This is a genomic window from Micromonospora sp. NPDC005979, from assembly GCF_040614415.1.
Classification (GTDB): domain Bacteria; phylum Actinomycetota; class Actinomycetes; order Mycobacteriales; family Micromonosporaceae; genus Micromonospora.
Genome location: NZ_JBEXUR010000030.1, coordinates 25,847 through 36,899 on the forward strand (window position 1 = coordinate 25,847; position 11,053 = coordinate 36,899).

At 71.0% G+C, this 11,053-nt stretch carries 14 protein-coding genes; 8 read left to right on the forward strand and 6 right to left on the reverse strand.

Features of this window, described 5'->3' with window-relative positions:
- Positions 1 to 16 precede the first annotated feature (16 nt).
- Complete coding sequence (locus ABZ272_RS31170) at positions 17 to 784, reverse strand: hypothetical protein (RefSeq protein ID WP_355053516.1); 768 nt, start codon at positions 782 to 784, stop codon at positions 17 to 19.
- 335 nt (positions 785 to 1,119) lie between these two features.
- Here ABZ272_RS31170 and ABZ272_RS31175 point away from each other — a divergent pair, with 335 nt between their 5' ends.
- The 3 genes from ABZ272_RS31175 to ABZ272_RS31185 all read left to right on the forward strand — a co-directional run bounded on the left by ABZ272_RS31175 (position 1,120) and on the right by ABZ272_RS31185 (position 2,684).
- Positions 1,120 to 1,296 (forward strand): hypothetical protein, encoded by a 177-nt coding sequence (locus tag ABZ272_RS31175; protein ID WP_355053517.1) that lies wholly within the window; start codon positions 1,120 to 1,122, stop codon positions 1,294 to 1,296.
- A gap of 181 nt (positions 1,297 to 1,477) precedes the next feature.
- A complete protein-coding gene (locus tag ABZ272_RS31180) occupies positions 1,478 to 2,293 on the forward strand; it encodes a hypothetical protein (RefSeq protein ID WP_355053518.1) in 816 nt (271 codons plus the stop codon).
- 49 nt (positions 2,294 to 2,342) lie between these two features.
- A complete protein-coding gene (locus ABZ272_RS31185) occupies positions 2,343 to 2,684 on the forward strand; it encodes a hypothetical protein (RefSeq protein WP_355053519.1) in 342 nt (113 codons plus the stop codon).
- Between the two features lie 55 nt (positions 2,685 to 2,739).
- On the opposite strand, the gene ABZ272_RS31190 is transcribed toward ABZ272_RS31185, so the two are convergent.
- Positions 2,740 to 2,988 (reverse strand): hypothetical protein, encoded by a 249-nt coding sequence (locus ABZ272_RS31190; RefSeq protein ID WP_355053520.1) that lies wholly within the window; start codon positions 2,986 to 2,988, stop codon positions 2,740 to 2,742.
- A gap of 331 nt (positions 2,989 to 3,319) precedes the next feature.
- Between ABZ272_RS31190 and ABZ272_RS31195 the strand changes: the two genes are divergently transcribed.
- Both ABZ272_RS31195 and ABZ272_RS31200 read left to right on the forward strand, forming a co-directional pair.
- Positions 3,320 to 4,489 (forward strand): helix-turn-helix domain-containing protein, encoded by a 1,170-nt coding sequence (locus ABZ272_RS31195; protein WP_355053521.1) that lies wholly within the window; start codon positions 3,320 to 3,322, stop codon positions 4,487 to 4,489.
- Between the two features lie 114 nt (positions 4,490 to 4,603).
- On the forward strand, positions 4,604 to 5,173 hold the full coding sequence (locus tag ABZ272_RS31200; protein WP_355053522.1) for an AAA family ATPase: 570 nt from the start codon (positions 4,604 to 4,606) through the stop codon (positions 5,171 to 5,173).
- Positions 5,174 to 5,244: 71 nt separating this feature from the next.
- Here ABZ272_RS31200 and ABZ272_RS31205 read toward each other — a convergent pair whose 3' ends face one another.
- From ABZ272_RS31205 to ABZ272_RS31215, 3 genes are all read right to left on the reverse strand, one after another.
- On the reverse strand, positions 5,245 to 5,499 hold the full coding sequence (locus ABZ272_RS31205; protein WP_088987488.1) for a Smr/MutS family protein: 255 nt from the start codon (positions 5,497 to 5,499) through the stop codon (positions 5,245 to 5,247).
- 154 nt (positions 5,500 to 5,653) lie between these two features.
- Entirely contained in the window at positions 5,654 to 6,022 is a 369-nt protein-coding gene (locus ABZ272_RS31210; RefSeq protein WP_355053523.1) for a tetratricopeptide repeat protein, read from the reverse strand.
- A gap of 89 nt (positions 6,023 to 6,111) precedes the next feature.
- A complete protein-coding gene (locus ABZ272_RS31215; protein ID WP_355053524.1) occupies positions 6,112 to 6,882 on the reverse strand; it encodes an ROK family protein in 771 nt (256 codons plus the stop codon).
- A gap of 62 nt (positions 6,883 to 6,944) precedes the next feature.
- Between ABZ272_RS31215 and ABZ272_RS31220 the strand changes: the two genes are divergently transcribed.
- The 3 genes from ABZ272_RS31220 to ABZ272_RS31230 all read left to right on the forward strand — a co-directional run bounded on the left by ABZ272_RS31220 (position 6,945) and on the right by ABZ272_RS31230 (position 9,867).
- On the forward strand, positions 6,945 to 8,582 hold the full coding sequence (locus tag ABZ272_RS31220; RefSeq protein ID WP_355053525.1) for an ABC-F family ATP-binding cassette domain-containing protein: 1,638 nt from the start codon (positions 6,945 to 6,947) through the stop codon (positions 8,580 to 8,582).
- Positions 8,583 to 8,620: 38 nt separating this feature from the next.
- On the forward strand, positions 8,621 to 8,929 hold the full coding sequence (locus tag ABZ272_RS31225; protein ID WP_355053526.1) for a hypothetical protein: 309 nt from the start codon (positions 8,621 to 8,623) through the stop codon (positions 8,927 to 8,929).
- Between the two features lie 212 nt (positions 8,930 to 9,141).
- Complete coding sequence (locus tag ABZ272_RS31230) at positions 9,142 to 9,867, forward strand: methyltransferase domain-containing protein (protein ID WP_355053527.1); 726 nt, start codon at positions 9,142 to 9,144, stop codon at positions 9,865 to 9,867.
- Here the strand turns inward: ABZ272_RS31230 and ABZ272_RS31235 are convergent.
- The gene (locus tag ABZ272_RS31235) at positions 9,864 to 10,868 is read right to left on the reverse strand and encodes a LacI family DNA-binding transcriptional regulator (RefSeq protein WP_355053528.1); all 1,005 of its coding nucleotides are present in this window, start codon (positions 10,866 to 10,868) and stop codon (positions 9,864 to 9,866) included. The genes ABZ272_RS31230 and ABZ272_RS31235 overlap by 4 nt on opposite strands.
- Between the last annotated feature and the right edge of the window lie 185 nt (positions 10,869 to 11,053).

The following is an 11,053-nucleotide window of genomic DNA, read 5'->3' on the forward strand; positions in this document are numbered from 1 at the left end:
GGGGAAACGCCCTTCACTACGACCAGAGAGCCAGTCGACCGTCGTCGGTGAGCCCGACGAAACATCCTATGGAGATTCGCCGGCCATCCGTCGCCGGACGCACCGTGTGATAGTGGCGCGGGTCGAAGAGGAATCCTTCGCCCAGCGTCGGCCGCAACGTCAACGACTGCGTACCGTCGGCCACCGACTCCCGGTAGCCGTACCCGCCGGGGATCCGCAGGTCCTCGTCGTCCGGCTGCCACCGGCGACGCCACAGCACCGTCTCCCCGCCCCTGGGCGGCACCTGGACGTAGATGTTGAACGCCAACTGGGCCACCACCTCGCTGTCGAGCAGCCGGCCGGCGTACTCCCGGACCGCGTCGTCGAAGTGCACCTGAAGGCCGGCGTTGATCTCACGGACGATGCCGACATGCATCTGCCGGTCCTGCCGCCGCCCGGGCGACACGTCCGGCCAGGCCGCCCGGAACGCGGCCAGGCACAGCTCGCGGGGCGAGTCCGGCAGGCCCAACGTCGACCACCCCTTGTCCGCGGCGTCGGCCGCCTCCCAGTAGTCCTCGCGCAGCTCCCCACCATCGCGGTGGTCGTTGATGGCCGGGCCGAACTTGGCGACGACGGGAAACACGCGACTCTCGTCGTAGCGGTCCATCTCCGCGTCGGCGAGCGCGGTGGTGATGGCGTGGCAGCGGGCCGCCGGCAGCAGCCCCGGCACCCGGACGGCGGCGATCCGCCCGGCGACCAGACCGGCGACGTCCGCGCGGGTGATCGCTTCGGACTCGACGGCCACGAACAACGGATCGGTTCTGCTCGGTTGTCGCACGGCGGTCCTCTCGTATCGAAGATCCCTCACCGGACACGTCGCGCCCCCCGGATCCGCGCACCGTGCACCGTGCAATGTAGCGAGCACCGGCAAATCGACCCGTCACCATTGATCGCGACGTATCCAGTGGACACTTTTGGCAGTTCCCGGGCGAGGTGGTGAGCGCGCCGTTACCATCGGCCCAGCCGGGGGTACGACACCCAGAGCCGTACGGCGGATCGATTCCACCGATCGGAGAATGGTGGTGGCTCGCCGGCACGGTGCATGATGCGACTAGTGCGAATGGGACGAGGAGTTCGATTATGGCTGGCGCCGGCCCGACCGATCTTGACGCGTACGTCGACCGCCTCGAGATGGCGCGTCGAATAGCCCGGGAAATGATCGAGTCCGACCACCTCGCGCTGGAGCTGGCCGTCCGGCAGCGCCCGCAGTGCTGGTCCCGACGCCCGGTCGCGCACACCTCCCGCACCGACGCCTGACTCACGGGGCCGGCCCCGCAGTGGTGCCGCTGGCGGTGGCTGCGCCCTCCGCCGACACGTGATCGACGCCTGATCGGCGAAGTGGGGGCATCCTGCCGCAGGGATACCCCCGGGTCGCCGAACTGGAGTCCATCGACCAGGGGGACCACCACATGTGGCACGGCCGGGCAGAATGCCAGCCATGCGTCGGCTCGCCACCATCCTCTGCCTGATGACTGCCGTGGTGCCGGGAGTGGCTGCCTGCGCGACGCCGCAGACACGGCCCGAAGACGCCGCACCGAGCGCGTCCGCCACGTGGGGCACCTACCAGGCCGAGGTGAGCGGCGTGACGCCCGGTCCGGGTGTCCGGGCGGTGACCGTGCAGGTCAAGGCGCTCGCAGGTGGCGATGGTTGCTCCCGCAACGTGCGGGTCGACAACCAGACCGAGGAGAACGGCGTCATCTTTGCCGACATCGTGCAGGAATCGGCCGGGTCCGCCATCGTTGGCGCCTGCCCGACCTTCGAGCCCGCCGAGGTGACCCTCACGGCGGCGGAGCCGATCGGCGACCGCCCGCTGTCGCTCAACCAGAAGACGTGGGCGCTGAGGAACGGCGCGTACAGCCGTTGTGACGAGAACCTGGGCTGCAGCCCGCCGAAGGACCGCTGCGACTCGACCTGGACGCGTGCGGCGGTGCGGGGGTTGGACGTGTCCCGCCACTCCCAGGGCCACGTCGAAGCCTGCGACGGTAACTGGCTGATCATGACGGTGCCGGACGACCCGACGTCGTGCGGCGTCGAGCCGCGCCCCGGGTGCGAGGTGAACACCGCTGTCCGGCGCTACTTCCTACGTAACGAGCCGGCCGGATGGTCAACCGTCGCCCGGACCACGTCGGGTGGGTGCGACGTGGTCCGCAAGGCCGCGCCCGCCTTCCCCCGCAAGCTCTGCGTCGACCTGGAGCCAACGACCCGGTTCGTCACCGCGGGTCCCCCGCTCCCGACCGGTCAGCCCGGCGGCTGATGTGTGCAGTCCGAATGGGACAAGGCGCACGACAGCGGATACTTCTCTCATGACCCTGTCGCCGCCACGCTCCGACGTCAGCGGCAGGGCCGCGTTCCTGGTGATGATCGGCTGGTACCTGGCCGTCGTCGTGGCTTTCGGTCTGTTCCTCGGAACGCTCTCGGGCTCGGTTCCGGCAGGCTGCGGCGAGGTGTGCGACTCCGAACGGTCCCGGATGCTGCTATTCGGGCTTTACGTCGCCCTGCCGGCGATGTTCCTCGCGCTGCTGGTCAGCCTGGCGGCGCTCGCAATGCTGGTCCCCCGTACGCGTAATCGCTCGTCGGCCCTGGTGGGCACCCTGAGCGCGGTGCTACCGCTGGCGATGTGCGGCCTCCTCACAGCCAGCCTGTGACACTGCGCCCCGTCGAAGTAGGACATGATCCCGTCGCCTGGATGGACGCTGCCCGTCAGCGCGTCCAGGCCACGAACCGCTCGTACAACTCGACCGGCGCCACCTCGGGCAACTCCATGACAACGACGAAGAGCAGCCCACTGACGTAGATGGAAAGGCCGATGCGGTCCCGCCCGTACGCCTCGGCCAGGCGTACCCGCGCGGGATGGCACGGCCAGGGCGTGTCTGCCGCGCACGTCTGGCAGTGCCACTGCGGCCGGCGTGGCAGGTGCTGCCCGCCCATCCGGCGATCGAGCGCTGACACCGACCGTTCAGCCCGATTGGCCCGTGCAGTCTGCCGTTCTCCAGCCATCACAGAGCCGCCCGCCCACCGTCGCGGTTGCCGTTCCGCGCCGTGATCCCGTACGCGCCGAACCGATGTGGGTAACGGGTCGCTGCTCCGGTCACGTCCAGTTGGACCTGACTCCGCCTACTCCACCAGCGCTTGAAGCGCCTCCAAACTGCCACCACGCCTCCCACCATCACTGCGCGTACGCGTCCGATACACCGTGCGGCGGTACGCTCACATCGGTCGACGGGTTGCGCGTTGCCAGTGCGCACCGGCAACCTGGCAACTCCGGCGGGAGGCGCGAGACATGCCAACATTCGGCGCCCGAATGCGGACAGCGCGGGAAGCGCGCGGGCTCAGCCTGGCCGCTCTCGCCGAGCTGCTGCCCGCCGACAAGGGTCACCTCTCACGGCTTGAGAACGGCCGTCGACGACCGGGTGAGGATCTGGCCCGCCGAATCGACGACGTCCTTGCCGCTCGTGGGGAGCTGATCGCCTGCGCCGCCCTGGACATCGCCGCCGCCTCCGACACCCGGCCGTCGGAGACCGTCGAGCTGCTACATCGAATGCACGCCAGCGACACCGCCCCCGCCACCATCGAAACGTTGCAGGCGACCGTGACCGAGCTGTGCTGCCAGTACGGGTGGCGCGACGCTGGGGAACTCCGCGCCGAAGGTCAGGGTTGGCTGCGCGAGGTCGCCCGACTGCTCCAGCGACCCACCGGGCTGCGGCAGCACCGCGAACTGCTGGTGTGCGCGGGCTGGCTCGCACTGCTGATCGGCTGTGTCGAGTACGACCTCGGCATGCGCGCCAGCGCCGAGGCCACCCGCACTGCCGCCCGCCAACTCGGTGACGAAGCCGGCCACACTGGCATCACCGGTTGGGCATGGGAGATGACGGCGTGGTTCGCACTCACCCAGTCCCGGCACGAGGCAGCGTTGACCGCCGCCCGGGCTGGGCAAGAAGCCGCCGGTCGGCAGCGGGTGGGGGTGCAACTGATCGCGCAGGAAGCCAAAGCGCTGGCACGGCTCGGCGACCTCGAGGGCGCGCGGACGGCGCTCGATCGAGGTCGGCGGCTACTTGACGACCTCGGTACGCCGGACCGGCCCGACAACCACTTCGAGGTCGATCCTGACAAATGGCTGTTCTACGCGATGGACGCCTACCGCCTGGCCGGACACGACGCTCTCGCCGAGCACTACGCCAATGAGGTTCTGCGTCTCGGCACCGGATCGGACGGCATCGAACGGTCGCCCATGCGGATGGCCGAAGCCCGACTCACTCTCGCCGCCACAGCCTTGCGCGCTGGCGAGCTGGATCGGGCCGTCGAGGAGGGAGTGGCGGCGTTCGCCGCTACTCGGCGATCCCTGCCCTCACTGCTGCTCGTCGCCGGCGAAGTTGACGTCGAACTTCACCGTCGCTACCCCCACGAACAGGCCACCGCCGACTTCCGCGACGCGCTGAACGCCATTCGGTAGCCAGGGCCGTCGATGGGGCTGACGTAGCGCTTCTGTTCCTCAAGACCGCGCTTCAGAAACACCAATGCGTCCAGCGATACGGGTCGCCGATCCGGTCGATCTACCCTCATTGCCATGCCGCACCTGGGCGCCGCCGATCCCCTGCCGTGCCGTCCTCGCCGCGTGCTGGTCGCCGGCACCTCGGGCGCCGGAAAGACGACCCTGGCCTCCCGCATCGCCACCTCGTTGCAAGCGCCGCATATAGAGATCGACGGCCTGTTCCACGGACCGTCGTGGACCAGACGTCCGTCCTTCGAAGACGACGTACGCCGATTCAGCGCAGGCCCGTCCTGGGTGACCGAGTGGCAGTACAGGGCGGTACGCACCCACCTCGCCGACCTCGCCGACCTGGTGGTGTGGCTGGATCTGCCGAAGATCACCGTGATGCGCCAGGTCGTCCGGCGGACCGTCGTACGCCGCCTTCGACGCCAACAGCTCTGGAACGGCAACGTGGAGCCGCCGCTCTGGACCCTGCTCACCGACCCCGAGCACATCGTCCGCTGGGCGTGGAACACGCATCCTCAGACGGCCACACGTATCGAAGCTCTGGCGGCCCGGCGTCCGGACCTGCCCGTGGTCCACCTCCGCAGTCACGCCGCCGCCCATCACTGGTTGCTCGGCCCGCTGAGGGAGGCTCAGCCCTGACAGTCGTGACCGTGGCTACCTGCACCGGCCCTCGGAGCGTACGGAAGCGTCGGCCGGAGACCGTGACGCTGCTACTTCCAGCGGAAATGGACGAAGAGGCGGCCGAAGTTCTTCGAGTCCTTCTCGACCCGGTGGTAGAGCTGCTTGACGTCCTTCTGGTCGAGGAACCGCAGCACCCGCTTCTTGAGCTGCCCCGAACCCTTGCCCGGGATGATCTCGACGAGGGTGGCCTTCTTCGCCACCGCCTCGTCCATGATCCCGCGCAGCGCGCGGTCGATGTCCTGGCCCTTGTTGAAGATGTCGTGCAGATCCAGCTTGAGCTTCATGCCGCAGCCCCCGGCCGGTCAGGTCCCATATCCGCCATCCTAGGCAAGCCCCTGCGCCGGCCCGACCGCCAAGTGACGGCCCGAACACCAGGGCAGGCCCGACGACGAAGGGGCGGCCCCCAGGGCCGCCCCTTGTTCGTCACCGGTTTCGCGTTCAGCGGGTGCTGCCCACGCGGGCCGAAACCCGCTCCAGCGCCACCCGGTAGTCGTCGTTGGCCGCGTACATCGCCGCGGCGATCCGCAGGTGCCGCAGCGCGTCGGTGTGCCGGTTCAGCCGCTCCAGCGTCCGACCCAGCACGTGGTGCGCGTAGTGGTCGCTCGGGTCCCGGTCGACAAGTTCCCGCAACTGCTCCTCGGCCCGGTTGAGCTGGGCCGACTGGAAGTACGCCCGGGCCAGCAACTGCCGGACGGCCGCGTTGCCGGGCTCGGCGTCCACGATCGGCTCCAGCAGTCGGGCCGCGCCGCTCGGGTCACCGGTCTCGAAGAACATGGTCGCCCGTCGGTAGTCCGCCAGGAGATCCATCTGCCCACCTCCTCGGGTCGCGCCGTCACCTGTTCCGACGCTGGCACAACACGCGGCGTTTGGCGACTGTTCCCCGGGGCGAAATAGGGTCAGGTTCGGGCGTCCCGGCGGCCGGCGGCCAGCTCCCAGGCCCGTACGCCGCCGACGATCCCCGCCGTGTTCGGCACCACAACCACGTCGTCGCCCATCCGGGCGAGCTGCTCCGGTCGGATCAGCCGCGAGTTGCCCCCGCCCAGGTAGAGCCGGTCCCATCGGAACACCGGACGCAGCCCGTCCACCACCTGCCGGATCCGCCGCGACCAGAAGGCGTCGCCGAGCCGCCGCCGCTCCGGCTCGCCCACGTACGTGTCGTAGGTGGTGCCCCAGCGCACCGGCGCGTGCGAGAGCTCCAGGTGCGGCGCGAGCACGCCGCCGTCGAAGAGGGCGCTGCCCAGCCCCGTCCCCAACGTCAACACCAGTTCACAGCCGGTACCGGCCACCACACCGGCCCCATGCACCTCGGCGTCGTTGAGCACCAGCGCCGGCACCCCGAACGCGTCGGCCAGCGCGCCCCGCGCGTCCCAGCCGGACCACTCGGCCAGCAGCTCCGGGTCGACCCGGGACCGGGGTCCGCTGCGGGTGACGTAGTGCGGGGTGGCCACCACGACTCCGTGCCGGATCATCCCGGGGACGCCGACGGTCAGCCGGTCGGCCGTGGGCAGTCGCCCGCCGAGGTCCAGCAGGGTCCGCACGAACAGGGCGGGCGGCAGCGGGTACGGGGTCGGCACCCGCAGCGGTCGGGCGCGCATCGTGCCGGCCTCGTCGAGCACCGACGCCTTGATGCCGCCGCCACCGCAGTCGATCGCCAGTGTGGTCACCACGTCATGGAGTCTGCCCGCTCGCGGGCGTTCTCATGCGGGCGGCCCGATAGGCTGCCGTCCTGATGAGCGCCACGATGATCGTCAAGGACCTGGCCGCCGGGCACGGCGACCGCCCCCTCTTCGCCGGGTTGGACCTGGTGGTCGCGCCGGGCGACGTGGTCGGCCTGGTCGGGCCGAACGGAGCCGGGAAGTCGACGCTGCTGCGTACCCTCGCCGGGTTGTTGCCGGTCGAGGCCGGCAGCGTGCGACTCAGCCCGCCCACCGCGAGCGTCGGGCACCTGCCGCAGGAGCCGGAGCGGCGGCCGGACGAGACGGTGCGGGAGTTCCTGGCCCGCCGGACCGGGGTGACCGGCGCGCAGGCGGCGCTGGACGCCGCGACCGAGGCGTTGACGGCCGGGTCGGCGGGCGCCGACGACGCGTACGGCGACGCGCTGGAGCGCTGGCTCGCCCTCGGCGGCGCGGACCTCGACGAACGCGCCGAGCAGGTGAGCGCCGATCTGGGGCTCACGGTCGACCTGGACCACCTGATGACCGGGCTCTCCGGCGGTCAGGCGGCCCGGGCGGGGTTGGCGTCGCTGCTGCTCAGCCGGTACGACGTGTTCCTGCTAGACGAGCCGACCAACGACCTGGACCTGGCCGGGTTGGAGCGGCTGGAGGAGTTCGTCACCGGGCTGCGGGCCGGCACGGTGCTGGTCAGCCACGACCGGGAGTTCCTGACCCGTACGGTGACCCGGGTGCTGGAGCTGGACCTGCCGCAGCAGCAGGTCAACCACTACGGCGGCGGCTACGCGGCCTACCTGGAGGAGCGCGAGTTGGCGCGGCGGCACGCCCGCGCCGACTTCGAGGAGTACGCCGACACTAAGGCCGGCCTGGAGGCGCGGGCGCGCACCCAGCGCGGCTGGATGGAGAAGGGCGTGAAGAACGCCCGCCGCAAGGCCACCGACAACGACAAGATCGGCCGCAAGTTCCGGAGCGAGGCCACCGAGAAGCAGGCCGGCAAGGTCAAGCAGACCGAGCGGCTGATCGAACGGCTCGACGTGGTGGAGGAGCCCCGCAAGGAGTGGGAGCTGCGGATGGAGATCGCCGCCGCGCCCCGCGCCGGCGCGGTCGTGGCCACGCTGCGCAACGCGGTGGTACGCCGGGGAGCTTTCACGCTCGGGCCGGTCAACCTCCAGATCGACTGGGCGGACCGGGTCGCGGTGACCGGGGCGAACGGCTCCGGCAAGTCCACCCTGCTGGCCGCGCTGCTGGGGCGGCTGCCGGTGGACGAGGGCACCGCCTCGCTCGGGCCGGGAGTGGTGGTCGGTGAGGTGGACCAGGCCCGGGGGTTGTTCCTCGGCGACGCGCCGCTGATCGACGCGTTCCAGGCGGCCGTACCCCAGATGTCGCCGGCGGACGCGCGGACCCTGCTGGCCAAGTTCGGGCTGCGCGCGGGGCACGTCCCCCGACCGGCGGCGACCCTCTCGCCCGGCGAGCGCACCCGGGCGGCGCTGGCCCTGCTCCAGGGGCGTGGGGTCAACCTGCTGGTGTTGGACGAGCCCACCAACCACCTGGACCTGCCCGCCATCGAGCAGTTGGAATCGGCGTTGGCCAGCTACCCCGGGACGCTGCTGCTGGTCACCCACGACCGGCGGATGCTGGCCGCCGTCGAGACCAACCGGCGGCTGCGGGTCGACGCCGGGCGGATCACCGAGGATTGATCCGTGCCGGCGGGCCGGCGCGGGGTGAGAATGACGCCATGCTCAAGTGGGAGTACGCCCTGCTGGTCCGCCGCCGCCAGGCCGCGACCAACGACCTCGGCTGGGAGGTCGTCTTCGTCTGGTACGGCCCGGACGGCTCGATGGTCGACGTGACGCCGTACGGCGACACGTCGCTGGCCCACCTCAACCGGGCCGGCGACCAGGGCTGGGAACTGGTCGCGATGAGCGAGGATCCGTCGCTGCCCGGCAACCACGAACTGCACCGCTACCACCTCAAGCGGCCGAAGCCCGCCGCTCCCCCGCCCCGGCAGCGGATGCGCGGAGGTCGCCGGACGCTGTCGGGCTGACCCCTCGACGGCGCTGGGCCGGAGCGCGGGCCTGGACCGGAGGGCGGCACTCCGATGAGCGTGATGACTGTGGGGCATCAAGATGCCGCATAGTCATCAGGCTCGACAGGTAGGTGCTCGGGACGCCCCGACACGCCCACCGGCGGTCGCGCGACGGCGAAACGGGAATAGCGGGCGCGTAGGCGGGTAACGCGCGGCGGGAGGTGGCCCGAATGGTCGCTTTGGCACAGACTCCGCCCTCGGCCGACCGGCTGCGGTTGATCGACGAATCCCTCGCGCAGGCGTGGGCGGACCAGGTCCGGCACGACGACCGGCTCCGGGGCCTGGCCGTCGAGGTGCGGTTCGACCGAGGGGTCGCCCACCTCAGCGGAGAGGTGGCCGAGCCGGCCGACCTACGACTGGTACGGGGCCTGGTGGGACGGTTGGCCGGCGTCTACGGCGTCTGGTGCAAGGTCGGCGTCGGCGGACGCGCGCCGGTGGTGGTGGATCTCGGCTGCGGCCCGACCAAGCAGTGGTCGGGCAACCTCGGGCTGGACATCTATCCCGCGCCGGGGGTGGACGCGGTGGCGGACCTCTCCGGCTCGCTGCCGCTGGCCGACGACTCGGTGGACGTCCTGTTCGCGGTGCACATCCTGGAGCACCTGATCGACTTCCTGCCCCTGGTGGACGAGTGTCACCGGGTGCTGCGCCCGGGTGGCGTCCTGCACGTCATGAGCCCATGGTGGGGGCACGTCAACGCGGTGGCCGACCCCACCCACGTCCGGCTGATGGATGTGCAGACCTTCAAGGGGATCTGCCAGCTCCGGCCGCCGGGCACCCCGCGCTGGTATCCGCTGCACGCCGGGTGCGACGGCGCGTCGATCTTCGCCGACCTGACGCCCCTCCCCGCCGACGCCGAGCCCGCTCCGAACTTCCACCTGGCCCGCTTCTTCGACTAGAGCCCGGTGGATTCGCGCAGTTCCAGCCGGTACGGGGCCTTGAGCGCGCGGGCCGGGGCGGCGCGGTCGCCGTCGAGGTGATTGGCGAGGAGTTCGACGGCCAGCCGGGCGATCTGCTCCTTGTCGGGAGCGACGGTGCTCAAGGTGGGAACCGAGAAACGCCCGTCCTCGATGTCGTCGAAGCCGACCACCGCCACGTCCTCGGGCACGCGCAGGCCCGCCTCGTGCAGGGCGCGCAGGGCGCCCAGGGCGAGCGTGTCGTTGAAACAGAACACGGCGTCGGGGCGTACTCCCGTGGTGAGCAGGCCGCGCATCGCGGCCGCGCCGTCGGCGCGGTGCCAGGCCGGCGCGGACGCCACGAGGGCCTCGTCGTAGGCCAGGCCGGCAGCGCGCAGCGCCTCGGTGTAGCCGGCCAGGCGGAGGCGGGCGCTGGCGCCCTCGTCGGTGCGCTGCGCGCCGATCGCCGCGATCCGGCGGCGGCCGAGCCGGATCAGGTGGTCGGTGATCTCCCGGGCGGCGGTGACGTTGTCGATTACCACGCGATCGGCGGGGCCGTGTTCGACGCGCTCGCCGAGCAGCACCATCGGGGTGCCGTCGAGGCTGGCCAGGTCCTCCGCCGTGAGCGCCAGCGGGCTGAGGATGAGCCCGTCGACCAGGTGGTCGGTGATGCCGGAGGCGACGACCCGCTCCTGCTCACGCCGGCCGCCGGTCTGGTCGATGAGCACGGTCCAGCCGTACTCGGCGGCGGCGGTGACGATGTGCCGGGCGAGTTCGGCGAAGTACGGGATGTCCAGTTCCGGCACCGCCAGGGCGATCACCCCGGTCCGCCCCTTGCGCAGGTGACGGGCGGAGAGGTTGGGCCGGTAGTTCAGCTCGGCGATGGCCTCCTCGACACGGGCCCGGGTGTCCGGACGTACGTGCAGGTAGCCGTTCACCACGTTGGAGACGGTCTTCACCGAGACGCCGGCCCGCTCGGCCACGTCCTTGAGCCGGTGTCGCACCCCGCAACCTCCCCGATGTGACCCAGCGCACCATACCCCGCTCTACAACGTTGCAGAAGTGGTCCGGCACGCACGAAGGACCCCCGCTTGGGCGGTTTCAAGGGGTCGTTGCAACACGTTGGCTAGTCATTGACGGCTAGGAGCTTAGCGAGGCGCTCGGCTGGGGTGTCCCAGCCGAGCGTTTT